Annotated in this window: 21 protein-coding genes; 3 read left to right on the forward strand and 18 right to left on the reverse strand. The window is 58.0% G+C overall.

The window, feature by feature from the left end; translation table 11 throughout:
- Positions 1–19: 19 nt before the first annotated feature.
- The gene (locus tag UN63_RS09980; protein WP_104486612.1) at positions 20–1,609 is read right to left on the reverse strand and encodes an ABC transporter substrate-binding protein; all 1,590 of its coding nucleotides are present in this window, start codon (positions 1,607–1,609) and stop codon (positions 20–22) included.
- 215 nt (positions 1,610–1,824) lie between these two features.
- Positions 1,825–3,432: an ABC transporter substrate-binding protein gene (locus UN63_RS09985; protein WP_104486613.1), complete on the reverse strand. Its 1,608-nt coding sequence runs from the start codon at positions 3,430–3,432 to the stop codon at positions 1,825–1,827.
- A gap of 320 nt (positions 3,433–3,752) precedes the next feature.
- Here UN63_RS09985 and UN63_RS09990 point away from each other — a divergent pair, with 320 nt between their 5' ends.
- A complete protein-coding gene (locus tag UN63_RS09990; RefSeq protein WP_104486614.1) occupies positions 3,753–4,943 on the forward strand; it encodes an amidohydrolase family protein in 1,191 nt (396 codons plus the stop codon).
- 39 nt (positions 4,944–4,982) lie between these two features.
- Entirely contained in the window at positions 4,983–6,449 is a 1,467-nt protein-coding gene (locus UN63_RS09995) for a chlorohydrolase family protein (protein ID WP_104486615.1), read from the forward strand.
- A 264-nt stretch (positions 6,450–6,713) separates the two neighbouring features.
- Here UN63_RS09995 and UN63_RS10000 read toward each other — a convergent pair whose 3' ends face one another.
- From UN63_RS10000 to UN63_RS10010, 3 genes are all read right to left on the reverse strand, one after another.
- Positions 6,714–7,409: a GntR family transcriptional regulator gene (locus UN63_RS10000; RefSeq protein ID WP_181068222.1), complete on the reverse strand. Its 696-nt coding sequence runs from the start codon at positions 7,407–7,409 to the stop codon at positions 6,714–6,716.
- Positions 7,410–7,492: 83 nt separating this feature from the next.
- Entirely contained in the window at positions 7,493–9,508 is a 2,016-nt protein-coding gene (locus tag UN63_RS10005; protein ID WP_104486617.1) for a UvrD-helicase domain-containing protein, read from the reverse strand.
- Positions 9,509–9,517: 9 nt separating this feature from the next.
- Positions 9,518–9,943, reverse strand: coding sequence for an Lrp/AsnC family transcriptional regulator (locus tag UN63_RS10010; protein ID WP_104486618.1), 426 nt, complete (start codon positions 9,941–9,943; stop codon positions 9,518–9,520).
- A gap of 140 nt (positions 9,944–10,083) precedes the next feature.
- Between UN63_RS10010 and yjeH the strand changes: the two genes are divergently transcribed.
- Positions 10,084–11,349 (forward strand): L-methionine/branched-chain amino acid transporter, encoded by a 1,266-nt coding sequence (gene yjeH, locus UN63_RS10015; protein ID WP_104486619.1) that lies wholly within the window; start codon positions 10,084–10,086, stop codon positions 11,347–11,349.
- A 273-nt stretch (positions 11,350–11,622) separates the two neighbouring features.
- On the opposite strand, the gene UN63_RS10025 is transcribed toward yjeH, so the two are convergent.
- The 13 genes from UN63_RS10025 to rfbB form a co-directional block, all read right to left on the reverse strand.
- Positions 11,623–12,903, reverse strand: a complete 1,281-nt coding sequence (locus UN63_RS10025) for an O-antigen ligase family protein (RefSeq protein WP_104486637.1) — start codon at positions 12,901–12,903, stop codon at positions 11,623–11,625.
- A 25-nt stretch (positions 12,904–12,928) separates the two neighbouring features.
- The gene (locus UN63_RS10030; RefSeq protein ID WP_104486621.1) at positions 12,929–14,314 is read right to left on the reverse strand and encodes an undecaprenyl-phosphate glucose phosphotransferase; all 1,386 of its coding nucleotides are present in this window, start codon (positions 14,312–14,314) and stop codon (positions 12,929–12,931) included.
- A gap of 27 nt (positions 14,315–14,341) precedes the next feature.
- Positions 14,342–15,454, reverse strand: coding sequence for a DUF1972 domain-containing protein (locus tag UN63_RS10035; protein ID WP_104486622.1), 1,113 nt, complete (start codon positions 15,452–15,454; stop codon positions 14,342–14,344).
- Between the two features lie 7 nt (positions 15,455–15,461).
- The gene (locus UN63_RS10040) at positions 15,462–16,529 is read right to left on the reverse strand and encodes a glycosyltransferase family 4 protein (RefSeq protein WP_219821127.1); all 1,068 of its coding nucleotides are present in this window, start codon (positions 16,527–16,529) and stop codon (positions 15,462–15,464) included.
- Between the two features lie 34 nt (positions 16,530–16,563).
- Positions 16,564–18,807, reverse strand: coding sequence for a glycosyltransferase (locus UN63_RS10045; RefSeq protein ID WP_104486623.1), 2,244 nt, complete (start codon positions 18,805–18,807; stop codon positions 16,564–16,566).
- Between the two features lie 19 nt (positions 18,808–18,826).
- Positions 18,827–20,404 (reverse strand): glycosyltransferase family protein, encoded by a 1,578-nt coding sequence (locus UN63_RS10050; protein WP_104486624.1) that lies wholly within the window; start codon positions 20,402–20,404, stop codon positions 18,827–18,829.
- Positions 20,401–21,252, reverse strand: coding sequence for a glycosyltransferase family 2 protein (locus UN63_RS10055; protein WP_146084737.1), 852 nt, complete (start codon positions 21,250–21,252; stop codon positions 20,401–20,403). The genes UN63_RS10050 and UN63_RS10055 overlap by 4 nt, the downstream gene beginning before the upstream one ends.
- Entirely contained in the window at positions 21,228–22,412 is a 1,185-nt protein-coding gene (locus tag UN63_RS10060) for an ABC transporter ATP-binding protein (protein WP_104486626.1), read from the reverse strand. Before UN63_RS10060 ends, UN63_RS10055 begins: the two co-directional genes overlap by 25 nt.
- Positions 22,412–23,221, reverse strand: a complete 810-nt coding sequence (locus UN63_RS10065; protein WP_104486639.1) for an ABC transporter permease — start codon at positions 23,219–23,221, stop codon at positions 22,412–22,414. Before UN63_RS10065 ends, UN63_RS10060 begins: the two co-directional genes overlap by 1 nt.
- 121 nt (positions 23,222–23,342) lie before the next feature.
- The gene (rfbC, locus tag UN63_RS10070; protein WP_104486627.1) at positions 23,343–23,885 is read right to left on the reverse strand and encodes a dTDP-4-dehydrorhamnose 3,5-epimerase; all 543 of its coding nucleotides are present in this window, start codon (positions 23,883–23,885) and stop codon (positions 23,343–23,345) included.
- The gene (gene rfbA, locus UN63_RS10075) at positions 23,882–24,769 is read right to left on the reverse strand and encodes a glucose-1-phosphate thymidylyltransferase RfbA (RefSeq protein ID WP_104486628.1); all 888 of its coding nucleotides are present in this window, start codon (positions 24,767–24,769) and stop codon (positions 23,882–23,884) included. The genes rfbC and rfbA overlap by 4 nt, the downstream gene beginning before the upstream one ends.
- Entirely contained in the window at positions 24,766–25,662 is an 897-nt protein-coding gene (rfbD, locus tag UN63_RS10080) for a dTDP-4-dehydrorhamnose reductase (protein WP_229793439.1), read from the reverse strand. Before rfbD ends, rfbA begins: the two co-directional genes overlap by 4 nt.
- A complete protein-coding gene (rfbB, locus tag UN63_RS10085) occupies positions 25,662–26,801 on the reverse strand; it encodes a dTDP-glucose 4,6-dehydratase (protein ID WP_104486630.1) in 1,140 nt (379 codons plus the stop codon). The genes rfbD and rfbB overlap by 1 nt, the downstream gene beginning before the upstream one ends.
- Between the last annotated feature and the right edge of the window lie 61 nt (positions 26,802–26,862).

Consider the following 26,862-nt stretch of genomic DNA (forward strand, 5'->3'; position numbering starts at 1 on the left):
GCTCACAGACCCCTGTTTGCTAGTTCAGGCTCGCGTACCAGAGCCGTACCACGTTGTCGGAATTCTGGGTGATATTCAGCTTGTCTGAGGTCACCCAGGCCACCGGTTCGAAGTGCAGCGGAATAAACGGCAAATCCTGCTGGGCCATGGCCAGAGCATCGCTCATCAGCTGCACCCGGGTCGGCCTGTCCAGCTCGGACACCGACTGTTCAATCAGCGCGTCTACCTTGTCGTTCTGGTAACGGGGAATATTGAAGGCACCGTAGATGCCGCCGTCCTTGGAATGGATCAGCTGCTGGTTGATGCTATAGGCGTCATAGAGCGGCAGATTGGCCCAGCCCAGTACCGCCACGTCGGTACGGCCGTTGTCGCGGATCTGGGAATAGACGCTGCGGCTATGCACGTTCAGGTTGGTTTTTACGCCAATCTTGGACCAGTAACGCTGCACTGCCTGACACCACTGCTCCGCATTCAGGTAAGCTCCCTGCACACAATCGAACGCCAGTGTGAAGCCATTGGGATAACCGGCTTCGGCCAGCAATGCCTTCGCCCGTTTGGGGTCATAATCAAGCTCGATGGCGCGATCGGCGTCATAACCGGCAATGTCGGGGGCCACATAGGTGTTGGCCACCTCGGTCATGCCGCGCATGATCTTCTTGACGATCGCCTCGCGGTCGATGGCCATATGCAAGGCTTGGCGCACCTTATGTTGCTGAAGCGGATTCTTGCCATCCACATTGCCCGCGTTCAGCTCATCCGCCATGTTCAGCGACAGGTAATCCACCCGCAGCGAGGGTCGGACCTTGACGTCTATGCCTTTTTCCCTTTCCAGCCGGGGCAAGTCCTGCAGAGGTACATCACTGACCAGGTCAAATTCGCCGGACAACATGCCCGCCAGACGGGTTGAGTCGGACGACACCGGCTGGAAGATGATGCGGTCGATATTGTGCTTGGACTGCTCTGCCTGCCACCAGTTGTCGTTCTTGACCAGCACCATTTCCGCATCGCGCCGCCGGCTTTCCAGTTTGAAGGGGCCGGTACCGTTGGTGTGGTTGGTGGCGTAGCCTTCGGTGCCCTTGGTCATGCTGGTAGGCTCGGTGGCCTTGTGTTCTTCCAGCCATTCTCTGTCCATTATCAGCACGCCGGACAGCTCATTGAGAGCCATGGGCGACTTGCCGTTCAGACGGATATCAACCGTGTAGTCATCTACCTTTACCGCGTCCTTGAGCGAGGAGGCATTGCCGCGGGTCCCCGAGTCCGGGTGGGTCACCCGGGCGATGGAGGCCACTACGTCATCGGCGGTGAAATCATTGCCGTTATGAAACTTGATACCTTTATTCAGATAAAAACGGAGACTGGTGTCATCCAGCTGCTCCCAGTGAGTAGCCAGAGTCGGCTCCAGCTGCAGGCTGTCATTCCATTGCACCAGACCTTCATAGATATGATTTTGAAAGCTCAGGGCGTGGGTTGAGGCGAAAGCGTAAGGATCCAGGGTGGGAATATCCGCCTGCTGGGCCCAACGCACCACATTTTCCGCCTGTGCCTGCTGAGCGGTCAGCCCGCAACTGGCGGCCATCAGGCAGGCCGCTATCGTTCTTAATTTCATCATCAATCGTCCTTGTGAGTAAAACCTCAACCGGTCCATACCGGCCTTGCTGTCATCAGGGTGGGCCTGAAGCCCACCGATGATTTTTTATAACACGACAAGGTAATTTTATTTACAAAACAAACGTACAATTGCTAACAATTGTTTATATTTGTGATAGCAACCAAAAAATCACGTATTGCCATGGCCACCCGTAACCCGGATGGCCTGGCGACGGCTTAGCCTTGCTTCATGCTGGCGTACCAGAGCCTTACCACGTTGTCGGGGTTCTGGGTGATTTCCAGCTTGTCGGAGGTGGCCCAGGCCATTGGCTCAAAGTGCAATGGCAGATAAGGCAGCTCCTGTTGCGCCCTGGCCAGTACATCTTCCATCTGCCTGGTGCGGGTCGGCTGATCCAGTTCGGATGAAGACTGTTCGATCAGGGTATCGAGGGTGTCGTTCTGATAGCGGGGAATATTGAAGGCACCGTAGATGCCGCCATCCTTGGAGTGCAGCAACTGCTGGTTGATGCTGTAGGCGTCATAGAGCGGCAGGTTGGCCCAGCCCAGTACCGCCACATCGGTACGGCCGTTGTCGCGGATCTGGGAGTAGACGCTGCGGGTATGCATGTTCAGGCTGGTTTGCACGCCCACCTTGGACCAGTAACGCTGCACCGCCTGACACCACTGCTCCGCGTTCAGGTAATAGCCCTGCTCACAGTCGAAGGCCAGCTTGAAGCCGTTGGGATAACCGGCCTCGGCCAGCAGCGCCTTGGCCCCTTTGGGATCATAACTGGTGGACACACCTCGCTCGGCGTCAAAGCCGGCGATGGCGGGCGCCACATAGGTGTTGGCCACTTCGGTCATGCCACGCATAATCTTCTTGACGATCGCCTCGCGGTCGATGGCCATATGCAGCGCCTGCCGTACCTTCTGCTGCTGGAGAGGGTTCTTGCCATCCACATTGCCCGCGTTCAGTTCATCATTCATGTTCAGAGTAAGGAACATGACTCGCAAAGAGGGCCTGACTTTGACATTGATGCCTTTTTCCTTTTCCAGGCGGGGCAAGTCCTGCAGGGGCACATCGCTGACCAGGTCAAATTCACCGGCCAGAATACCGGCCAGCCGAGTAGATTCGGATGCCACCGGCTGGAAAATGATACGGTCGATATTGTGCCTGGTGTTCTCGGCCTGCCACCAGTTGTTGTTCTTGACCAGCACCATCTCGGCGTCACGGCGCCGGCTTTCCAGCTTGAAGGGGCCGGTACCGTTGGTGTGGTTGGTGGCATAACCTTCGGTGCCCTTGGTCATGCTGGTAGGCTCGGTGGCTTTGTGCTCTTCCAGCCATTCCTTGTCCATCATCAGAATGCCGCTGAGTTCATTGAGGGCGATGGGCGACTTGCTGTTAAGCAGAAGATCGACCGTATAGTCATCTACCTTCACCGCCTCCTTGATCGAAGAGGCATTGCCGCGGATCCCCGAATCCGGGTGGGTAACACGAGCGATGGAAGCGACCACGTCGTCGGCATTGAAGCCATTGCCGTTGTGGAACTTGATACCTTTATGCAGGTAAAAACGGATGGTGGTATCGTCCAGTTGCTCCCAGTGGGTAGCCAGGGCCGGCGACATTTCCAGCTGCTCATTCCATTGCACCAGACCTTCATAGATATGGTTCTGAAACGCCAGCGCCGGGGTAGAAGCGAAAGCATAGGGGTCAAGAGTGGGTATATCTCCCTGCTGCGCCCAGCGCACCACATTTTCGGCCTGATTTTCGGCCTGGGCCTGTTGAGCGCTCAGGCTGCAAGATGCGGCCAGCAGGCAGGCGGTAATCGTTGTCAATTTCATCATCAATCATCCCTGTGAATGAACATGTCTCGGCCCTGTCGGTGCGGCCATCCCTTGATCGACGTTCAACATCATCAATCATTTCGATAACATTTATATTACAAGTCGGAGATTCCCACAGGGGTAATTGCTAGCAATTTACTTAATATGTGATAACAATCTCAAAAGCACTATTCATCTGCCGATATGACTCCACACCGTAACATGTCGCTGATATGTTGCAGATTGCCTGCCTTTCCACCACCTTCGGGTGACCTCCAGAGCAATGGCATCGGCGTTGAAAGCACGATACGGAATTCATCTCATCTCTACAGGGAGCAAGCATGACCGCCACACTGATCCGACAGGTTCGTCTCAGCGGAGACCAGGAAAGCAGGGATATCCTGATCGAAGGGAACAAGATCACTCGCATCGAGCCGCATATTCCGTTACCGAGCGGTGCTATCCTGCAAGAAGGGCATCATCGCCTGGTGCTGCCGGGATTTATCGATGGCCACGCCCATATCGACAAATCCCTGTGGGGCATGGACTGGTATGAAAATCAGGTGCCCAGAGAGTTGCCCGCCATCATCGAAAACGAGCGCAACTTCCGCCGGCAGCAGGAGTTTGACTCCCGACAGCAATCCGAGCGCATCGCCCGACTGGCTATCGCCAAAGGCACCACCCATATCCGCACCCATATCGATGTGGACACCGAAATCGGCCTAAAACACATGGAAGGGGTGCTGGCCACCAGAGACAAGCTGGCCGACCAGGTCTATATCGAAACCGTCTGTTTCCCCCAGAGTGGCATGCTGGGCCGGCCCGGCACCCGGGCGCTGATGGAAGAGGCTGTCAAACTGGGCGCCGATTATGTGGGCGGCATCGATCCCTCCTCCTTCGAACGCGATCCTGTGGCCCATATCGATGCGATATTCGAGATCGCCGCCCGATACGGAAAGGGTGTCGATCTACACCTGCACGAAGCGGCCGAGCTGGGTGCCTTCTCGGTCGAACTGATGATAGAGCGCACCCTGGCTCTTGGTCTGCAGGGCAAGGTGACCATCAGCCACGCCTTCTGCCTGGGTGAGGTGGATCCCGCCTATCAGGATCGACTCATCGAGGGGCTGGCCAAGGCAAATATCGCCATCGCCACCACGGCGCCGGCCAACCGCAGCGTTCCCCCCTATGAAAAGCTGCGCGCCGCCGGCATCAGGGTCACCGCAGGTAACGACGGCATCCGCGACACCTGGAGTCCTTACGGCAATGCGGACATGCTGCAGAGGGCCATGTTGATGGGACTAAAATATCGCTGGCGTCAGGACAAGGAACTGGAGCAGGCGCTGCACGCCATTACCTATGGCGGCGCCGAGGTGATGGGGCTGAAAGATTATGGGCTGGCAGTCGGCTGCCAGGCGGATTTGGTGCTGCTGGATGCCCGGGTGGTGGCCGAAGCCATCGTCGAGCCGCCTCTGGCCCGCACCGTGTTCAAGGCCGGCAAACTGGTCGCCGACCGCGGCGAATGCCTGTTCTGAGCAAACGGATAAGCCATTAAGGGTCATGGAGCAAAATTGATGAAAACCACCAAAATCACCGCCAAGTACGTTATCGGTTTCAAGGACGGCGGCCACCATATCTACGAGCAGGGCGAGCTGGTCTATCGCGGCGATACCGTGCTGTTTGTCGGCCACGGCTATCAGGGCCAGGTCGACGAAACCCTGGCCATGGGCAACGCCCTGGTCGGCCCCGGTTTTATCGATCTGGATGCGGTCGCCGATCTGGACTCTACCGTACTCGCCTTCGACCACCAGCCCGGCTGGAAAAAAGGCCGTCTGCCTGCCAGCAGCTGGCAACGGCGCGAAACCTACAACGATGCCCAGCTCGACTTCAACAAGCGCTATGCCTTCAGCCAGCTGCTGTTGAACGGCATCACCACCATAGCGCCGATCACCTCCGTCCTGTACCGGGAATGGGCCGAGACCGCCGATGAATTCCGGCGTGCCGCCGATATCGCCGTCAGCCTGGGGGTGCGTGCCTACCTGGGTCCGGCCTATATGTCCGGATATGGCGTGGTCAACCCGGATGCCAGTGTCGAGATGCGCTTCGATGAACAGCGGGGACTAAAAGGGCTGGAAGAAGCGGTGCACTATGTAGAGCAGCTCCACCAGTACGGCGACACCATAAAGGGCATGCTGGCCCCGGACCGTATCGAAGGCTGTACCCCCGAGCTGCTGCGCCAGACCGCAAAGGCCATGCGCGCCCTGGATTGCCCGGTTCGGCTGCACAGCTGCCAGGGCGAGTTTGAACTGGATATGGTGCACCAGCTGCACAACGGCATGTCGTCGATTGAGCTGATGGCCGAACATGATCTGCTCGACTCTCGCTTGCTGCTGCCTCACCTCCAGTTATTGGGCGGCAAACATGCCACCCCGGAGAAAATACAAAGGGAGTTGTCGCTGCTCGGCCAGAGCGGCGCCAGCGCGGTGATTTGTCCGCTGGTGGCCGGCCGCAACTCCAAGTATTTCGATGGCGTCAGCCGCTTCCGTGAAGCGGGTATCAACCTCAGCATGGGCACCGACACCTACCCGCCGGACATGATCCAGAACATGCACGTCGGCGCCATCCTCAGCCGGGTCAACAGCGGTAATATTACCGAGGCCTCGGCGGCGGACTATTACAATATGGCCACCCTGGGCGGAGCCAGAGCTCTGGGCCGGGAGGATATAGGACGTCTTTGCCCGGGCGCCAAAGCCGATATCATGGTGTTCGACTTCGATAACATTCATACCGGCCAGGTATTCGATCCCATCACCGCCATGGTGATCAACGGTAACGGCCGGGATATCAAGGGGGTGATCGTCAACGGCGACAAGGTAGTGTGGGACGGCCAGCTGGTGAAGCTAAACCTGGATCTGCAGCAACTGCATCACCAGGCCCAGCAGCAGTTTGACGGCTTTATCGCCAGCTATCCGGAGCGCTGTCATCTGCATCCCCCGTTGGAGGAGATCTTCCCGCCTTCGTTCCCGACCAGCAAGGCCTAACTAAAACGCCGACCGGCATAAACCGGTCGGCGTTTTGACATTTCTCTGACTGATGCGGAAAACGCTTCAGCATCGGCGCCGTCTGATCCGGCAGCTGAAGCGCCGGCTACAAAAAAATCACAAGCACAACACCAAAACACCGATGATTGGTGGGCTGTAGGCGCTGCTTTAGCTGCGCAAACCAGCAAACAACGCCATAGCTGCAGCATCGGCGCCGTCTGATCCGGCAGCTAAAGCGCCGGCTACAAAAAAATCACAAGCGATTCAGCCGGCGCGTAAATCGGCAAACAGGGCCACAAAATCGGTGGCCTGCTCTTCATCCTGGGACAATTCCAGGCTGGACTCCAGATTATCCAGATGCCGGCGCATCGACAATACGGCCGCGTCCACATCACCCGCCGCCAGCAGCTCTACCAGCTGGCCATGCTCGTTACAATGGCATTCATGGGCCCGACTGTCCTTCTGGTACATGCTGACGATCAGCGAACATCTGGCTATCAGCCGCTCCAGTACCTCCGACAGCACCTGATTATCCGCGATACGCGCCAGCTCGATATGAAAGCGAGCCGCCAGCTTTACCGCCGCCGGTCGCCGGCCTTCTTCCACCGCCTGTCTTTCCTCTTCAATCAGGTTGCGGAGCACGGCCAGGTCGGCCTCTTCTACCCGCGCAGCCGCAAGGGCCATCGCCTCGGCTTCCAGCAAGCGGCGCACCACGAACACATCGGCCGCCTCCTGCTGGCTGGGGCAAGCCACCATGGCCCCCTTGTTGACGACTATGCTCACCAGCCCCTGATGGCTGAGTTCTTGCAGGGCATCGCGGATATGATTGCGGTTGGCATTCAGGGCATCGGCCAGCTTGAGCTCCACCAGGCGGGTACCCGGCGCAAGACGCTGCTCGACAATGGCGCGGCCAATCGCCTCGACAATACGACGGATTTCCTTTTTCTTTGCAGTAGACAAGGGTTGCTCCAACACGCCAAAACAGTACAACTGATAGGGGAATAATGTTAACAAATGCTAACCGGGTCAACCAAAACAAGCGATCAACCCCAGCGGCTGACGCCGGGATAGCCGCCTTCGAGCAGTTCCTTGATGAAAACAGAGGGGATTTGCCGGTCGGACAGCAGAAACACCTGATGTCGGGCGCGGGTCAGGCCAACATAGAACAGCCGGCGTTCTTCGGCGTGGGGGAAGGCTTCCGCGTCCGGCAGCAGCAATTCCAGCAGAGCCGCGCCGTTCTTCTCGGGTGGAAAGCCGTATTTGCCCCGACAGAGCCCCAGCATGATCACGCAATCCGCCTCCTTGCCCTTGGCTCCGTGCAGGGTCTGGGCCTCCAGCTTCAGTTCGGGAAAGCGCCGGCGCCAGCCGGCCAGCTGTGAGTCGTCCGGCAGGCTGAAGCGAAAACGGGCCAGCAGGTACACGGAGGCATCGGCCCTGTCGGCGGCAACCTGCCCCAGCAGCCGGGTCACGGCGTCCATCTGGCTGTCGCTGTCGACCGGTAGCACATGCACGCAGGGCGAATCGCTGCGATGGTGAGTGCCGAGTGTCTTCGGTAATTGCGCCGGGTTGCGGGTAACGAAGCGACTGGCCACCTTTTCAATCTGATCGTTGAAACGAAAGGTCTTGTCGAGCCGGGTGATCCGGCTGGCACCGAAGTGTTCGGCAAAGGCGGTGGTCAACGACACATCGGCGCCGCTGAAGCGATAGATGGCCTGCCAGTCGTCTCCCACGCAAAACAGCGACAGCCCGGGGGCGGCATCGCGCAGGGCCTGCAACAAGGCGGCCCGAGGGCCGGAAATGTCCTGAAATTCGTCCACCAGAATATGTCGCCAGGGCACCTCGAAGCGGCCCCGACGCACTTGCTCGGTAGCCCTTTCAATCATGTCGTCGAAGTCGATTTCGCCCTGCTCGGCCAGATGTTGCTGATAGCGGTGCAACAGCGGCCGCACCAGGGTCAACTGCTCGGCCAGCGCCGGCGTCAGCTCGTCCGGCTCGGGCTCGCCGTAGAGCTTGAGCGCCGCCACCAGCGGTGCCCACTCCCGTGCCAGCCGCCGATAGTCCGGTTGCGGCAGCACCTGAAAACGATGACGCCGCAGCCAGTCATGCAGTTTGGCTCCGTAGTCTTCGTCCTGCTGGCAGTCTTGCTCCAGCCAGCGGGCGAAGGTACTGATACGAGTGCTTTCTTGTTGCGCCAATGGGCTGAGCGACGGGCTCTTGCCCGCGATCCGAGACAGTATCATCAACCCCAGGGCATGAAAGGTGCTGGTCTTGACGGTGGCGGTCTCTGGCCGGCTCGCCAGCCGCTCGGCCATTTCCGCCGCCGCTTCGTTGCCGAAGGCCAGCAACAGCAAGTCGCCGGCCCGGGCCTGGTTGGACGCCAGCAAAAAGGCCGCCCGCGCCGTCATCACACTGGTTTTACCGCAGCCGGCACCGGCCAGCACCAGGTTATGATCTTCGTCCACCACACAGGCCAGTCGCTGGGCCTCGGTCAGGGGGTGGGCTTCCAGCCCGTCGAACAGGGCGCCGTACTCGGCCAGCGCCTGCTCGCAATAATCCCGACAGCATTGCTCCCGCCAGTTGTCATCCGCCGCCATCAGGGTCGCCACCAGCTCAAAGGCGGCCCGCTCCCGGTCGGTCAGGGCTACCGGCGGTGATAACTGGCTCCAGTCGACTGGCTCCTGCTGCAATAGTTGCTTTAACTGCTGCCAGCGAGACGCTCGCAGATAGCCCAGTTCCAGCAGCGCCAGACAAGACTCGGCCAGCGGTATTATTCGTTCTCCGGCGTGATACCGAAACCAGCCCAGTGTGATGGCTTCACACAGTGGCTCGGCCACCGTTTTCGGCAACCAACCCAGTTCGATATCGCCCTGAGTGCAGGGCAAACGCAGCCGATAGAGCCGCCGCCCCTGCTCCAGCATCGGCGGCGCCTTCAGCTCGGTCCAGCTCAGGGCATGGCGTTCGCGTTTGAGGTGCAGCACCAGACCTTCGACGGTCGGCTCGGTGGCGATAAAGGGATGGTTGAACCAGGGGGCCAGCCAGTGCGCCCGGAAGATCTGCATGCCGCCGCCTCAGGAAAGGGTGTTGATCACCTCACCCAGTATCATGTGCGTGCGCACCGTCTTGATATGGGGAGTGTGCTCTATGATATGGCGAATGGCGTCCAGCCGTTCCATGGAGGCGGCCTCCACATAAACCAGCATGTCGGTTTCGCCGCTGATGGTGTAGCAAAGCTTCACCTCGGGCACCGCCCGCAGAGACTCGGCATATTGCTCGCACTGGCGCACGTGATAGCTGAGGGCGAAGTAGGCTCGCACCAGGGTCTGCGGACTGCCGAGCCGGGCGTGATAGCCGCGAATAACGCCCCGCTCTTCCAGACTCTTGATGCGTTCGGATACCGCCGAGCGGGACAGATTGACCTCGCGGGCAATACTGGCCACCGCCAGTCGGGCATTTTCCGTCAGCAAGGAGACGATTTTTTGATCAAACTTGTCCACTGCACCCTCTTTTTCAATATCCCCGACCAAACGTCGGCCAAAAGCGACGTTTCGCCGTGCTCAAGCAGCATAGTGCCAGGCCTTATTATCGTTATCTGGCGTTAATATATCAGAATTCTTGCATACGGATTTGAAACAACATGGGGCGTTTGAACAAAGAACTGGGGCTGGGCTACGGCACCGGCATGATGGCCACTTCTCTGCTGGGCAGCGGCATCTTCGTGGTACCGGCGGTGGCCGCCAGCCTGGCGGGAGCCGACTCCTTGTGGGCCTGGCTGATATTGATGGTGCTGGTGCTGCCGGTGGCCTTCACCTTCGCCCGCCTGGGGCGCGCCTTTCCCCACGCCGGCGGTGCGCCGCATCTGATTGGCCGGGCCCTGGGCGCACCGATGGAAAAGCTGGCGGCCTTTTTGTTTCTGGCGGTGCTACCGGTGGGGCTGCCCGCCATGCTGACCCTGACCGCCGGCTTCTGGCATGCGCTGTTTCCGTTGTCGGATAGCGGCGACCTGCTGGTGCAACTGGGTACTCTTGGTCTGGTGCTGGTATTGGGCAGCCGCAAGAGCGGCGCCTCGGGTCTGATCCAGCTGTTGATTGCCCTGGCCATTATCGGCTTGCTGGCAACGGTGTGGGTCAGTGGTGATCTGCTCCATGAGCCGCTGGCCATATTGCCACCGGTCGAACAGGTGCAGTGGACGGCGCTGCCGGCCGTGCTGGCGGTGATGTTCTGGTGTTTCGTGGGGCTGGAGGCTTTCACCCACATGGGGGAGGAATTCAGGAATCCGGAGCGGGATTTTCCGCTGGCGCTGTTATTTGGCGTGCTGCTGGCCGGCTTCATCTATCTGGCCTGCGCCATGGCGGTGGTGAAGTTTGGGGTGTTCGGCGACGAGCTGACCAACACCACCTCCTTCCCGGTGCTGGTGGCCGCCCTGCTGGGCGAAAAAGGCCGCTGGGCCGCGGCTCTGGTGGGGTATCTGGCCTGCTTTGCCAGCCTCAACCTCTATGTGCAGGGCTTTGCCCGCCTGCTGTGGAGCATGGCGGACGAGGGCAAGCTACCCGCCACTCTGGCGCAACTCAACCGTAACGGCTCCCCCTTCCGTGCCCTGACCTGGGTCATTGCGGCCTGCGCCCTCTGTACTCTGGCAGCCTGGCTGTTCAAGCTGCCGCTCGAGGCACTGATGCGCTACGCCAACGGCAACTTCATTCTGGTCTATCTGCTGGCCATGGTGGCGGGCGTCAAGCTGCTCACCGGCGGTTACCGCTGGCTGGCACTACTGGCCAGCCTCTTGTGTCTGGGCGTGTTCGTCTCGCTGGGGCTGGAGGCCGGCTATGCGCTGGTGCTGGGTGCGGCCTTTGTGCTGATGCGCCGATGGCGCAGACGGCCGACCTTGGTGAAGGGTGAGATGTGAGGGGTAAGGCGTGAGGGATGAGGAGTGAGGGGGTTGTAGCCGCCGCTTTAGCTGGCGCGAACCCACAAACAGCGCCATACCTGCAGACTAGGCACCGTCTGCCCCGGCAGCTAAAGCGCCGGCTACAAGGCCATGCCAAACAAGAGTACCGATGCCTGGATTGGGCTGTAGCCGCCGCTTTAGCTGGCGGATCTGCGCAGCAGATTTTTACCCGTAAGCCAATATAAAAAAAGCCGCAACAGCGGCTTTTTTTATTCAACAACAAATCAAGCATTACACCTTGCGCGAAGCGCCAGGCCTGGTGCCTGGCGTTTGGTGCTCTGCACTGTGTTTTTCATAGGCCCTTAAGGTGCCCCAGAGCACGGCCAGCCAGAAGGCGTATACCATTACGCCGCTGTTATGACCAAAAAACACCTGCGACAGGCCAAAGTCCATAAAGGCGACCGGCAGCAAAGCACCGGCGGTGGCCAGGGCGCGAAGTTCCATATTGGCACTGTTCAGTCGCCGGGCAAACAGGCGTAATGGCACCAGATACAGCGCCAGCAACGACAACAGCCCCAGAATGCCGCGCCGGGCAAAGTTGTCGAGATATTCGTTATGGGCATGATTGTCCGCCGCAAACTGAATAACCTGTCCCTTGTCGACCAGTGCCTGCATACCTTGCTGATAACCATTCCAGCCCCAGCCGGTCAAAGGCTTTTCGGCAATCAGGGTTAGCGCACCCTGCCACATATCAAACCGGGCGCCGAGCGAGGTCCATTTATTGCCCTGCTGATATTGCTCAATATCGTTAAAGGCGTGCTGCACCCGCTGCTGCACGCCGGTTTGAGGCAGAAGATAAACCAGAGCTCCCAGCGCCAGCACCGCAGCCAGAACGCCCCCCCGCATTCTAACCGACAGCTCCCGGCCATAGGCTCGATAAAGAACCCAGAATACAAAAGGCAGCCCAATCCAGCCGCCCCGGCTACCGGACAGCAAGGAGCCCAGGGCACCAAACAATGCGCCCAACAACAGCAATACCACCCAACGACGCGCATTGGGCTGTACCGCCGCCCACCCCAGTCCGGCCAGGCAGAAAATGCCAAACAGCATACTGATATTGCCAAACTGGATCACATAGGTATAACCGGTGGCCCGCTCTATACCCAGAAACAGCTTTTGCCAGATGGCCCAGCCAGCAGTGAGTACACCGCCCACCACCAGCCCGGCCCACATAAATGCTAACTTTGGTGGATACGCCAATACAAACAGCAGAACAGGAATGGCAAAGATAAAACGACTGGGCCTGTCATAGGCGCTGGAGTCGGCGCCTTCCAGCCACAGCTGAGCACAGAACAGCAGGGAATACAGCGCCAATACCGTCATTATCTGCTTGTCTTCTTTCTGTAAGCACAGCGCCGGCCGAGAGTACAGCAAGCTGAAACTCCCCAACAGCAACAGGGCTGCCCCATAGGTGTAACCACTGGGCACCACCAAAGCGATAGCTCCCATCAGGAATACCGCCAGGCTACTGTAGCGCCTGGCAAGCGAGAAAGACGCATCACTCAAAGACATGTCCACACCATCTTGATATTGCCGTTCAATAAGCATTTCGGTTCACAAAGCCTTTAAAAATAGTCCAGAAGATAATGCGCAGGTCCAGCCATAACGACCAGTTATTGATGTACCAGAGATCATGTTCAACCCGAGACTCCATCTTTTCCAGGGTATCGGTTTCACCACGCAGGCCATTCACCTGGGCCCAGCCGGTGATGCCCGGTTTGACCTTGTGACGTTTCATGTACGATTCAACAAGGTCCATATAATACTCGTTGTGGGCCAAGGCATGAGGTCGGGGACCTACAATCGACATACGCCCCTGCAGCACATTGTAAAACTGAGGCAGTTCATCCAGAGAGGTACGGCGCAAAAAGGCACCGATAGGCGTAAAACGAGGGTCCTGTCTGCCAGCCTGGGTAATCTGGCCATTATTTTCCTGGTGTACTTTCATGCTCCTGAACTTGTACACCTTGAAGCTTTTACCATTTACTCCGGTACGGTACTGCTTGAACAGCACAGGGCCGGATGATGTTAACTTGATGACAACAGCAATCACCAGACAAAGCGGCACAATCAGCACACTGAGCAGGCTGCCAATCACCAGGTCTTCCAGCCGTTTTAGCATTTGAGCTACGCCATTCATGGGCGTAACACTCAAATCAAAGGCATATTGGCCGGCGACCTCGCTCACCCTGTGGTTGAGCAGCTGCATATCTCCAAACTCGGGAATAAAACGCACCTCGACTGTATGGTGGCGCAAAGCATAAAAGATTGAACGCACGGCAGGCCCCATCTCCAGCGGCACACAAATCCACACCTCTTGAGCCCCCGATTGTGCTACCCGACGAGAGAGACTAATTAAAGCAGCAGCATCCACTCCCAGTATGCCCAACCGCTGTATACCAGCAATACAGTAGCCTTCTTCTGGGGTGGATCTCATACCCCGCCCTACGCGTCTAATATTCTGCCCAGGCCCCACCATAAAAACCGAACGTAACGAACGCCCCTGGCGCCGGGCCTGACGTAACAACAACTGAATGGCTACTCTCACCGCACCAGACAACACAAAAGAAATCAGCAATGCCATACTTACCCACAGCCGGGAATAACGATCCGCCGAATGGGTAAGGTACACCACAGAAGCCACCAGGGCCGCCACTCCCAGCCACACCAGAAACAGGCGGGCCAGCAAGCTGGAGATACGGGTAATGCGCCAGCGCTCATAGGCACCGACAGTACTGTTAATAAAGGTAACCAGCAGTACCATGATCACCGTTGCCAGCCAGTAACGATCCGGCAAATTAAAATGACCAAAACGCCAGCCATGGGCCAACAGGGCTCCGGCTACCAAGGCGGCGGCATCCAGAGGTGGGACCACCAAATGAGGAGGAAAACGCTCGGTAAGGCCCGATGAGCTGTGCAACATTTCAGTTTCCGTAATGCTTATAGATGGTTATGGAGCAGCCAACCAATGGGTAAGTAAAGCCTCGTATTCTGCCAGCACCTTGGGCCAAGTAAAATGCTTTTGAAAACGCTGCCTGCTAGCAGTTTTCATCCTCACTCTAGCTTGTTCATCTTCTAGCAAGCTGTCGAAGAGTGCCCTGCAGCTTGCTTCATCGGTAAAAGAAGCCGCTCCTTCCCCGACTACCCAGCGATTGAAAGGGTTATCATGGGCTATAACAGGGCTACCAGCTCCCATTGCTTCTACCAAAGAGGGATTGGTCCCGCCAACTCTATGGCCATGCAGATAGAAACGACAATGAAAACGCAAAGCTTGCACAACAGAAGCTTCATAGATGGCACCAGGGAACAGCACCTCACTGGAAGCTGCCGCCATAACTCGCCGATGGAAGGAATTTAAATCAGGCTCAAAGCGCCCCAGCACCACCAACTTATGCTGCCGTTCACGGGCACTGAAAGCCCGCACCATTTCCAGAATGGAGTTTTCTGGCTCAGGCCGGGCAATAATCACTGAAAACGCCTCCGGCTCAAGATCCAGTGGCTGCAGTGCCAACGGATTTGCCTGCGCTAACTCATCGGCTCCGTAGGGGATCATGGCAATCTTATGCTCACTCACCCGGGTAGCCAGATGATCCTTAATGCGAGGGTGATCAGCAATCAAATGCTGGCCAAGAAGGCAGCCTGCGCGTTCATTCAGCCAAAGCCAAGCCCGGGCCGGCCCGCTCCATTTGTCGCGCTGCCACTCTAGGCCGTCCATATTGAACAGATTGATCTGCCCGGAAAGCCGCTGCCACAGGTTGAACAGGGCGGTATTGTAGCCCAGAGTCAAACAAATGCCCGGCTGCCCGGCGGCATGGCGAGCCGCCTGCCAGTCGAACAGTATGGTGCCCACAGCACCTTGCCGGCTTACCGGAATATGCACCCGTTTTATGCCACACCATTCGCTCTCGGTCACCGGGCCCTTGCCCTGTTCCTGGCAATATACGGTAACCTGCCAGCCATGCTGCACCAGATATAACGACAACCGTTCGGCAAAGGTTTCAAAGCCGCCGTGGGCGGCGGGAATACCACGTATTCCCAAAATCAGTAACTGTTTGGCAGCCATGAATGTCCTAATCAACAATATCGAGCAGTGCTCGTTTAAACGCCTGCGGGCAAAAGTCGGCAGCCCGGGCTCTGGCCCGCTGCGAAAAGGCCCGGTAACAGTCTGGATCGGTCAGCCAGCGCTCAAGGTGAGCCGTAACGGTCTGAGTGTCCGTTCCCTGCACCAGAAAACCTTCAACTCCATCACGCACAATTTCGGCGGGTCCCCCCACTGGGGGCACAATCACTGGCAGGCCGTGACCCATGGCTTCCACTATGGTCAGACCAAAGGTTTCTACCCACTCATCGGGCCGGGACAGATTAAGCAATACCGAGGCACGACAATAAAAGGGCGTCACATCCTGCTGGCGAGCCACCAGGGTGAGGTTGTCAGGCAGGGCGAAGGTGGAAAAATAGCGGTCTATTTCGATCTGATCGGCATTCAGCACCAGAGTGAAGCGCATCTCGGCTCGATGTTGCAATCCACTGGCCAGGTACACGAATTCATCCACTCCCTTGTAGGCTTTGAGCGAACACACCATCAACACGTCAAAGCCGGACTTTGAATGCTCCGGCTCGACCGGTGGCTCGACGGCGTTGTACAACAACCGTTGCTCTTTACCGACAAAGCCCTCTGCCTGCCGCAAAAAACCGGAAACAAATACCACTTTATCGGCGGTTAACCGAATCACCGCCCGTAAACAGCGCTTGAACAAAGGCGGTCTGATGGACGTTTCGTGCACATGGTAAATGACAGGCTTACCCATCAACCAGGCGGCCAGTGCTGCCCCGGCCGGCATCATGGTATTGATATAAAAACAAACATTCCGGGGCCAGTAGCGCAAACACTGAAAAAACAGCAAAGTCTGGCCCAATGCATACCAGAACAACGTGAGCCAGTGGTTTTCGCTACGCTGATAGAACAGCCGACGGCGCCGCACCGGCACCGCGCTCAGGCAGCCATCACTATGGCCGCTGGTGAGCAACTCGCCGCTTCTGCCGGCCCGGTGCAGCGCCGTAATCACCTGCGCCAGCACCCTGGGGCTGCCGCTGCGATCGTTGTAGAGATGCACAAATACAATATGAGGCGGCATCATTCGTGGCCCCACTTTGGCCGCATCGCCAACATGCTCACGATTTGGATTTGGGTAAAATTTCGTGAAGCTGTTTCTTGCTCAATCGCTGTTTCAGCTTCTGCTGCCACGAATAGGGCACCAATCGGATAAAACCACGTACACCGGGCCAGTGACGCACCCGCCACAGCATCAGCAGCAGCCGTTCGCGGCCCGTAAGCGGGCCGGGAGCCAGCTCTGGCCGCTGCAGTTGCTCCACCAGCTCAGCGGTATGGCGCAAGGTGTCGGCCAGCGACTCCTGCACGGTCGGGACAGGCTGCAACTCGGCCAGATAATGCCGGCGATAGTAGCCCTGGGCGGGAGACGGGCAGGCCGCATACTCAAGGCCTGCATGCTCGGCTGCTAGCCAGTCGCTCACCGGCTTGCCGGCAGCCAAGGCCAGCCAAAACGCAACCACCTGCTCTGCAGGCATATTCCACGGCAACATATAACTTTGCGGTCGCCCCCGGGTTCGCTCGGCAAAAGCCCCGATATCGGGGAATACCACCGGCAGGCCCCGACCCAATGCTGTAGACAGGGTATAGCTGTAGGTTTCGGGACACAGGGCCGGAAACCAGGTTACATCGGCACCAATCTCATCCAGCTTGCTCTGCAGATTTTCTGGCTGGTAAGGGCCGTGGTTGATCAGACCTTGCAAGGGTTTGAAAGCATACCCCAGCAAATGAAACTCCACCCGGCCTGTCAGCCGCTGCGCCACCTGCTCCAGCAACAAGGCGCCCTTTTCACGGCTAAGCGCCCCCAGCACCAGCACCTTGAGTTTTTTACCTTCTGCAGGCTGCCAGGGTACTACCGGCGGCCAGGACTGCTGCTCGCTGTCCGGATGCCAGGCCACCACACTATTGGCCGCCAGCACCTTGTCGCCAAAACCGGTCAAAAAACGCGCTGCCACATCCTGTGACGGAAACACCACCTGTTCCGCACCCTGCAACAAGGGAAGGTGAGCCTCACGCCAGCCGGCAGCCGACATGCCCTCGGGCAACGGATAATGCTGGGCGCACTGAGCATCTCGCTGTCGCGCTTCATCACCGGCAAAGCGCCCTTGTGCATCGGTCAGGCTAGGGTTGGCATTCAGCAGGTAATAATCGTGGATGGTCATCATATAGCCACAGCCAAGCTGTTGCGGCAACTCCAACACCGGCTCGGGCACCCCCAAGGTGTGATGCAGATGCATCCGCGCCACTCCCAGCCACCGCAACAGGTCCAGCAGTTCCTGGTGCTGCTCCGGCTGCTGTAGGTTGAAGTGCATGCCATCGCTAGCCGCGGCAGACAGGTGCAGCCAAACGCCACCGGCAGTGTTGGCCGGAGTCAGGCGCAAAAAGCAGGTACCATCGCCATAAAACGACTGCAACTCGGCCAGGTGCTGGTTAACCCCTCCGCCAAGGCAGTGCGACACCAGCAATATAACAGGCGCCGGATGGCAGCGAATAATGGCCAGCGCCGCCATCCGGCGGGCCTTTTTCGCCGGATCGGCGGCAATAAAGCGCTGTACCTGATCGTTGTAGTCCGGGTGCAATCCCAGCAGCAGCTCAATGGCCTTGGCCTTACGCGGATCGCCTTCTTCCTGAAAACTCACCCCGCCCTTGTGATAGGCAAACACATTGAGCTGGTGATAATTCACAAACCCGGCCTTGGCGGCGCGCTGGCACCAGTCGTTTTCTTCACCATAGCCCTTGCCGAAGGTGGCTTCGTCGAACAGGCCTACCGCATCCATGCAGTTCCGGCGCATGTACATGCAAAAGCCGACACCGGTAGGCACTTCCACCAGCGGATCGGCCAGCGAAAGCTGTGCGAATACCGCGTCCAGCTCGGTCACATTCAGCCCGGCGAACAAGTCATTGTCGGCGCAAAAATTCGGGAAGCTGCAAATGGTGGCGTTGTTGGAAAACGGCGTCAGGCTCGCCACCTTGTCGTGGGCGTAGGCCGCTTCGCGCATGCGCTCCAGCCAGTCGGACGCGGGTACCTCCACATCGCTGTTAAGCAACAAGACATCGCGCTCGGGGTTAAGCTCCATCCCACGGTTCACCGTGCCTACAAAACCCAGGTTGTGCTCGTTTTCCAGCAGGGTAAAGGCGCCCTCGGCCGCCTGCTGCCGCAGCCAGGCCGTCAGCCCCGGCTCGGGCGAGGCATCGTTGATCACAATCAACTGTGCCCACTCGGGCAACCTCGGCAGGGTGGAAAGAATACATTCCTGCGTTTCCTGCAGGCCGCGATATACGGGAATAATGACGTCTAATGGGTTCATATATGAATATCGTTATAAGTTATCGGGTTACGCCGGATGACCGGCCCAGCAGCCGACGCACAGCCCGCAGGCAGCGCCACACAGGGTGAGCCTGCATACGTTGCAGCGCGGCTTCCAGCTCGCGATTGTGATATTGCAACTGGCTCAGTTGCTCAGCGCCTTGCTGCTGTTGCTGCTCCAGATGCGCCAGGCAGGAATCAATAGCGGGCTGATGCATGACAACAAACTCCAGTTCCACTTCCAGCGAGGCCTGTTCGGTTACACCGGCCTCGCTCACCGTCAGCCACCACTGGGGATCCCGGGTCAGAAAATAGTAACACTCATCTTCCCGCCACAGGGCATTGCTTGTCACTCGGGCGGCCAGCTCCTGTCGGGTGCCGTTGTGCAGCAGCACCATAGAGCGCAGCCGCACCACACAGGGGGCATCCAGCGGATCGAGCCGCAACGCCCGCACCTGCCCCTGCTGTCCGGCTTCGTGCAAGGCAAACTGCAACCTCGTGCGGGCATAGGGCGGTGTCAGCTCGCGGCTCGTCTGGTGCTGCTCACAAAAGCCGGCTCCCTGGTCGATGTAGAGCCTGGTGTGCAGCGTTTGAGGTTGTCGGGCTCGGCGCATATATTCCCGCTGACGCAGGGCAATGACCCGATAACAATCGGTACTCGGTGGCAGTGGCGGTTGCTCGGCCCGGCTCAGTACCTCGGTGAGACACTCTCCCAGATGATAACGATCCCGGGCCAGGGCCACAAAGCCGTCAGCCACCTGCCGGGCGACGGCAAAACCGTCGACCAGCGCGTCGGCCAGTTGTGCCGCAGAACGTGCCGTTGGCGAGCAGCGACCGGAAAAATTGTACTCCGCCGCCCGTTCAATGTTTGCCGGGCTCAACCAGCCGGGGCCGGCGAAGTGGTCATAACAGAACACAGGTAGGCCCATGGCCAAGCCGTATTGCACGGTGCGCCCAATGCTGATCACACCGTCAAACTCCCCCAGCAGCGCGGGGGTGACCAGCTCAAACCGCCCCTCCTTGCCAAACAGGGTTACCTCCACCCCCCGCTCGGCCAGCAGCGGCAACGCCGCCTTCAGCTCAGGCGGTACATGGTTGGACACCAGCGCCAGCCTGGGCCGTTCGGCCGGCGGGCCAGGCCTGTGCTCAAAAAACGCCTCGCTGACCGGGTTGGAAAACAGCGCCACCCGCTCCGCCGCCAACCCCATCTCGAGCAGGGTGGCCCGGGTTTCCGGCGAGTTGGCCAGAAACAGGTTGACCCGATCTGCACACAGGGGTGGCGACTCCAGCGGCTCATAGGGCGACAACGAAGAAAAAATAACCCGCTCGGCGGTGATCCCCAGCTCCAGCAGGCAATAGTCCAGGGTGGTGAAATGATGAGCCCAGATCAGATCAAAATGCGCCGGCTCCAGGGTGTCCAGCAACACGGGGGCAATGCCCAGCTCCCGCACCTGCCTCGCCAATGGCTCGTCGTGCTCAAAACAGGCCAGAGTCACCAGCCAGCCCCGGCGCAAAAAGGCGCCGGCCAGATCAAGACAGGCCAGCTCGGAACCGGTGAAATCGCGCAGGAACTGGTTGGTAACGAGAACGGAGATCATGGCTGCGGATAAATGCATCGGGCCCGAGCGAACAACTCGTCACCCCAGGAGTAAAGCGGGGTGTCAAAGTCCGACACCCCCCGGTGAATGGCCTGCCCCTTGCGGGCCTGCCACTTCTTGCCATAAGGCTCGTAAGGAAAGTGATTGATGTAATAGTCGCAGGTGTCTTCCCACTGGGATTCTGAAATGGCCTTGCCATAGTGCTGCACCGCAAAGCGCACCGCCACCCGGGCGGCGGGCGGCAGATCCGGCTCGCGCCGGTCCAGTCCCTCGAAACGGGGAGCAGCCGACAGCCGGAACAGCATCAGAATATCGCGTCGTTCGACCCCAAAATGACGGCGAAAATCCAGCAGGGGGCCTCGGCGGTAAGGAGCGCTGTCATCGGGGGTCATGTAAGCGTCGAACAGCGACAGCCGCACCCCGTCCAGCTCGAGGGCCTGCTCGCTGTGAACAAAGCCGCGAATATCACCCACATAGCGCTCGTCGGCATCGGCGCAGAACAGCCACTCGGGCTGGTAGCGGGCCGCCAGGTCCATCAGGCAACGGCGGTGCTCGGTTTCGGCCTTGAGCCGGTCTTGCACCGAAGGCGCCCATTTCTTGTTGCGCACCAGCGCCAGTACTGCCGGATGGCGGACCAACAGCTCGGCGGTGTTGTCGGTAGAGGCATCGTCAAAGGCCACAATACCGTCGCAAAAGCGGCTCAGGTGCTCTAGGGTATCTTCGATGATCAGGCTTTCGTTGCGTACCCTAAGCACCGCAATCAGCTTGTATGTTTTCAGCCCGGGCCGAACAAACAGCCGGGTACTCAAGTTGCCAAACAGCATCACCACTCCCACTCGTGCTTGCAACGGAACATTCCCTCGGCCACCGGCAGCTTTTGTGCCGATAGCAAGGGGGAAACCCGAAAATGCGCGGCCTGATCCAGCCGGTCGTAAGAAAACATACCCTGATTATCAGACACCACCACGGTAACGCTGTAATCGCCGGCCACCAGATCGTTGTCGGGAATACACAGCCGCACCGTGCCGGGCCGGCCGGTCAGGCACAGATCGTCACGCAGGGTATTGAACAGGGTCACCATACGCCCCTCGGCGTTATAGAGCAGCACCCCCAGGGCGTAGTCGTCGCAAGGCTTGTTGAACGCCAGGCGAATGGTAGCCTCTATATCGTCGCCGGTACGGTAGCCGGCCTGGTCCAGTTCCATACCCAGCACCGTGATGGTGCTGTCGCCGCCCTCGGCCCGGCGCGGCGCCCCGACCGGTGCCCGGTTTGCGGCCTGGCTCGCCTCGGCGTAGGCATCGCACACCTTGTGGGCCACATCGTCCATGACCAGACGACCCCGTTCCAGCCAGATGGCCCGGTTGCAAAAATTGCGAATGCTGGGCAGTGAGTGGCTGACAAACAAAATCGCCCTGTCGTCGCGGATCATCGACTTCATGCGCAGAATGCATTTTTCCTGGAACGCCATATCGCCCACGCTGAGCGCCTCGTCCACAATCAGCACGTCGGGATCCACGTTTATGGCCACCGCAAAGGCCAGCCGGGCGAACATGCCGCTGCTGTACATCTTCACCGGCTGGTGCACAAAGTCGCCAATATCGGCAAAGGCCAGAATGTCGTCGAGCCTGGCGGCCATTTGCTCGCGCCGGTAGCCGAGCAGGGTACCCTGCAGATAGATGTTTTCCAGCCCGCTGTAGTCGGGGTTGAAGCCGGCGCCCAGCTCCAGCAGCGACGACACCCGCCCCTGCACGGTGGCGCGCCCCTGGCTGGGGGTGAGTACACCGGTAATGATTTTAAGCAGGGTGCTCTTGCCGGCGCCGTTGTTGCCGAGCACCCCCACCACCTCGCCCTTTTTCACCTCGAAGCTGACATCGCTCAAGGCATGAAACTCGGTGTGATACCGCTTGCCAAAGGGGTTGAGCGCCTCTTTCAGCCGGTCGCGCGGGCTGGGATAAAGGCGAAACAGCTTGCCCAGATGCTGTGCCCTGATTGCCGTATTTCTGTTCATCAGATCACATCCGCAAAATGAGGCCGCAGCTTGCGAAACACCAGGGCCCCCGTTACAAAAAGGGTGCCGGTAATCAACCAAAACTGCAGGGTCAGCCCCGGTTGCTGCCAGAACCACTGTTGGTGGATCAGGCTGTCACGATAGCCCTCCACCAGGTAATAAATCGGGTTGAGTTGCACCAACGACTGAAAGCGCTCGGGCAGCATGGCCACAGACCAGAACACCGGTGTCAACCAGAAGCCAAACTGCACCACCATGGCCACCAGCTGGCCCAAATCGCGCACAAACACCACCACGGCGCTGGTCAGCCAGCTCAGGCCCTGCACCAGCACCAAGGTAGCCAGCAAATAATAGGGTATCTGCAACCAGTAAAGGCTGGGCCGGTAGCCGTACCCCAGATACATGGCCAGCATCACTGCCACAAAAAACAGGTGGATCACCAGCGCCGAAATAATCTGGATCATCGGCAGCAGCGCCACCCGAAACACGATTTTCTTGACCAGAAAGCTGTGGTTCAGCACCGACTGGGTGGCGCTTTGCAGACTTTCGGCCACAAACAGCCAGGGCACCATGCCGGTGATCAGCCACAGAATAAAGGGAAAGTCGGCCACCGGCTTGCTTTTGAAACCCACTTCAAACACAAACCAGAAAATGGCGATCAGCACGCTGGGCTGCACAAAGGCCCACAGCATGCCGAGTTGGTTGGTCATGTAGCGGGCACGAAAATCGTTTTTGGCTAAGCTGAGCAAGAGTCCGCGGCTTTGCCAGAGGTCGCGCCCGAAGCGGCGCAGCGCAACAAGATGATTCACAAGAATACCCACATAATAAAAAGCCGCTAGTGTACCCAAAAGTGCCTTCAAGCAACAGCATGAGGGAAAGGAACAAATTTCTTCCGAATCAACAAACTATGTGTAAGGCCAGATAGAATAATCAATCGAAGCATTCTGCCTGTAAAAACAGTGAACCCTGACGGTCCTTAGTAGACAAAGCAGGCTGTTGCTGTGACCAATCAATAGCAAGAGTAAGATCATTCCAGATAATACAACGTTCGTGGTCAGGAGCGTAATAATCGGTGGTTTTATAAAGGAACTCTGCTACTTCGGAAAGAACTACAAAGCCATGTGCAAAGCCTTCTGGCACCCACAGCTGGCGCTTGTTTTCGGCAGACAGGTGCACACCCACCCACTGGCCAAAAGTGAGGGAAGAACGACGGAGATCCACGGCCACATCGAATACTTCGCCCAAGCTGCAACGCACCAGCTTGCCTTGAGGTTGCTTTATCTGATAATGCAGACCACGTAAAACTCCTTTTGTTGAGCGGGAGTGGTTGTCTTGTACAAAGTTTACTTTTCGGCCTATGGCTTGTTCAAACTGTTGCTGGTTAAAGCTCTCAAAAAAAAAGCCGCGCTCATCACCAAATACTTTCGGCTCTAAAATCAGTACATCGGGAATGGTAGTTTTTATTACATTCATGCTCGGTATCCCGGTTTAATCAGGTTCAACAGATATTGACCATAGGCATTTTTAGCTAACGGTTGGGCCAGTTTTTGTACCTGCTCAGCGTTGATAAAGCCCTTGCGGTAGGCAATTTCTTCCGGGCAAGCCACTTTCAACCCCTGGCGGTGCTCTATGGTCTGGATAAAACTGCCGGCTTCCATCAGGCTGTCGTGGGTGCCGGTGTCCAGCCAGGCATAGCCGCGGCCCATGGTGGTCACGGCCAGCTCATTCCGCTCCAGGTAGACTTTGTTAACGTCGGTAATTTCCAGCTCACCCCGGGCAGACGGCTTAATGTTACGGGCAATGTCGATCACCTGATTGTCGTAAAAATACAGGCCGGTTACCGCATAGTTGCTCTTGGGCTGTTCGGGCTTTTCTTCCAGGCTCAGGGCCTGCCCATCGTCGTTGAAGTCCACCACGCCATAACGCTCCGGGTCTTGCACATGGTAGGCAAAAACGGTGGCGCCACTGGTCTGGCGGCCGGCCTGCTCCAGTTCTTGCTGCAGGTTATGGCCAAAGAAGATGTTATCGCCCAGCACCAGAGCGCAGTCGTCGTCACCGATAAAGTCGGCACCGATGATAAAGGCCTGAGCCAGACCATCCGGGCTTGGCTGCACCGCATATTGCAGGTTAAGCCCCCACTGATTGCCATTGCCCAGCAGCTGCTCGAAACGGGGGGTATCCTGCGGTGTGCTGATGATCAAAATATCCTTGATGCCGGCCAGCATCAGGGTGCTGAGCGGGTAATAGATCATCGGTTTGTCATACACCGGCAGCAACTGTTTGCTAACGGTCATGGTGACCGGATACAGCCGGGTGCCGGAGCCGCCCGCCAGGATAATACCTTTACGTTTACTCATTGTTTTTGTTCCATAATTTCGTTCAACATACGTGCTACCCCTTGCCGCCAATGGGGCAGCTGCAGGCCAAAGGACGTTTCCAGCTTGTGGCAGTTCAGCCGTGAGTTGCTTGGCCGCAGGGCCGGTGTGGGATAGGAGCTGGCAGGAATAGGGTTCAGCTGTTGCAATGTCAGCTCAATACCCGACTGACGAGCCTGCTCAAAGACAAAGGCAGCATAGTCGTACCAGCTGGTTTCGCCTGCTGCCGCCAGATGATACAGATCTGCCAGCTCTGGTTGTGCCATGGCACGATAAAGTGCATGAGCCGTTACATCGGCAATCAGTTCGGCACCGGTGGGGGCACCTATTTGATCGTTTATCACCCCCAGCTCACTGCGCTCACCGGCAAGGCGCAGCATGGTTTTGGCAAAGTTGTTGCCCCGGACAGCATATACCCAGCTGGTACGAAAAATCAGATGTCGAGAGCAATGGCGCTGTATTGCCTGCTCTCCGGCCAGCTTGGTGGCGCCATAGATGTTGAGCGGGTCGGTGGCGTCGGTTTCTCGCCATGGTTGCTCCCCTTCACCGTTGAATACGTAGTCGGTGGAATAGTGCACCAGCCAGGCGCCCAGCGCTTCGGCCTCCCGGGCCAGCACGGCAACGCTGTCGGCGTTGATTTGTCTGGCCTGCCCGGCTTCGCTTTCAGCCTTGTCGACGGCGGTATAGGCGGCAGCATTTACAATTACATCCGGCTTAAGCGCACGAATGGTTTTCGCAAGCCCTTCCGGATTAGCCAGGTCACCGCAATAGTCGGTGGCGTGACGATCCAGCGCGGTCAGCTTACCCAGCGGCGCAAGCGACCGCTGCAGCTCCCAACCCACCTGGCCGTTTTTACCCAGTAACAAAATGTGCATTATTCGGCTCCGTACTGTTGGCTTATCCAGTTTTGATAGGCGCCGCTTTGCACATTTTCGACCCATTCCCGGTTATTCAAATACCAGTGCACCGTTTTGCGAATACCGCTATCAAAGCTTTCCTGTGGCTGCCAGCCCAACTCGCTGTCTATTTTGGTGGCATCAATGGCATAACGCAGGTCGTGCCCCGGACGGTCGGTTACATAGGTAGTCAAACCTTTGAAACCTTCTGGATTGCCTTGTGGATTCCCGCCTTCGCGGGAATGACTAGGAGAAGTGCGGGAATGACGGTAAGCAGCCATGGAATTAGGGTTTTCCGGTACCAACTCTTCCAGCAGTTCGCAAATGGCATGCACTACGTCAATATTCTTCTTTTCGTTGTGGCCGCCAATGTTATAGGTTTCACCCACTTCGCCTTTGGTCACCACTTCATACAGTGCCCGGGCGTGATCTTCTACATAAAGCCAGTCACGAATTTGGTCGCCTTTGCCATAAATAGGCAGGGGTTTGCCTTCCAGCGCATTAAGGATCACCAGCGGGATCAACTTTTCCGGAAAGTGATAGGGGCCGTAGTTGTTGGAGCAGTTGGTGATGAGCGTGGGCAGGCCATAGGTGCGTTGCCAGGCTCGCACCAGGTGATCCGAGCTGGCCTTGCTGGCGGAATAGGGGCTGCTGGGCGCGTAAGGGGTGGTTTCGGTAAACAGATCGTCGGTGCCGTGCAAGTCGCCATAGACTTCGTCGGTAGAGATATGATGAAAGCGAAACGCCGCCTTGCGGGTGTCATCCAGCTCGTTCCAGTAGTGGCGGGCCGCCTCCAGCAGGGTATAGGTGCCTACTATATTGGTGTTGATGAACTCGGCCGGCCCGGTAATGGATCTATCCACATGGCTTTCTGCCGCCAGGTGCATCACTGCATCGGGCTGATGCTCGGCAAACAGCGCATCCAGCCCGGTCCGGTCACAGATATCCAGCTGCGCAAAGCAATAGCGGGGGGAATCGGACACGGATTTAAGCGACTCCAGATTACCGGCGTAGGTGAGTTTATCCAGATTAACCACCCGATCCTGAGTGTGGTTAATGATGTGCCGTACCACGGCCGAGCCGATAAAGCCGGCGCCACCGGTAATCAGAATTTTCATCAGTTATTATTCTCTATAATTTCGTATTAAACACGCTGTATTACAAGCTTCAGGCACGCTA

The sequence above is a fragment of the Oceanisphaera arctica genome, from assembly GCF_002936955.1.
Taxonomy (GTDB): domain Bacteria; phylum Pseudomonadota; class Gammaproteobacteria; order Enterobacterales; family Aeromonadaceae; genus Oceanimonas; species Oceanimonas arctica.

Bases quoted from the DNA above. Each gene is read 5' to 3' on its own strand.
- UN63_RS09980 (WP_104486612.1), bottom strand. From the start codon at position 1,609: ATGATGAAATTAAGAACGATAGCGGCCTGCCTGATGGCCGCCAGTTGC.
- UN63_RS09985 (WP_104486613.1), bottom strand. From the start codon at position 3,432: ATGATGAAATTGACAACGATTACCGCCTGCCTGCTGGCCGCATCTTGC.
- UN63_RS09990 (WP_104486614.1), top strand. From the start codon at position 3,753: ATGACCGCCACACTGATCCGACAGGTTCGTCTCAGCGGAGACCAGGAA.
- UN63_RS09995 (WP_104486615.1), top strand. From the start codon at position 4,983: ATGAAAACCACCAAAATCACCGCCAAGTACGTTATCGGTTTCAAGGAC.
- UN63_RS10005 (WP_104486617.1), bottom strand. From the start codon at position 9,508: ATGCAGATCTTCCGGGCGCACTGGCTGGCCCCCTGGTTCAACCATCCC.
- yjeH (WP_104486619.1), top strand. From the start codon at position 10,084: ATGGGGCGTTTGAACAAAGAACTGGGGCTGGGCTACGGCACCGGCATG.
- UN63_RS10025 (WP_104486637.1), bottom strand. From the start codon at position 12,903: ATGTCTTTGAGTGATGCGTCTTTCTCGCTTGCCAGGCGCTACAGTAGC.
- UN63_RS10030 (WP_104486621.1), bottom strand. From the start codon at position 14,314: ATGTTGCACAGCTCATCGGGCCTTACCGAGCGTTTTCCTCCTCATTTG.
- UN63_RS10035 (WP_104486622.1), bottom strand. From the start codon at position 15,454: ATGGCTGCCAAACAGTTACTGATTTTGGGAATACGTGGTATTCCCGCC.
- UN63_RS10040 (WP_219821127.1), bottom strand. From the start codon at position 16,529: ATGATGCCGCCTCATATTGTATTTGTGCATCTCTACAACGATCGCAGC.
- UN63_RS10045 (WP_104486623.1), bottom strand. From the start codon at position 18,807: ATGAACCCATTAGACGTCATTATTCCCGTATATCGCGGCCTGCAGGAA.
- UN63_RS10050 (WP_104486624.1), bottom strand. From the start codon at position 20,404: ATGATCTCCGTTCTCGTTACCAACCAGTTCCTGCGCGATTTCACCGGT.
- UN63_RS10060 (WP_104486626.1), bottom strand. From the start codon at position 22,412: ATGAACAGAAATACGGCAATCAGGGCACAGCATCTGGGCAAGCTGTTT.
- rfbC (WP_104486627.1), bottom strand. From the start codon at position 23,885: ATGAATGTAATAAAAACTACCATTCCCGATGTACTGATTTTAGAGCCG.
- rfbA (WP_104486628.1), bottom strand. From the start codon at position 24,769: ATGAGTAAACGTAAAGGTATTATCCTGGCGGGCGGCTCCGGCACCCGG.
- rfbD (WP_229793439.1), bottom strand. From the start codon at position 25,662: ATGCACATTTTGTTACTGGGTAAAAACGGCCAGGTGGGTTGGGAGCTG.
- rfbB (WP_104486630.1), bottom strand. From the start codon at position 26,801: ATGAAAATTCTGATTACCGGTGGCGCCGGCTTTATCGGCTCGGCCGTG.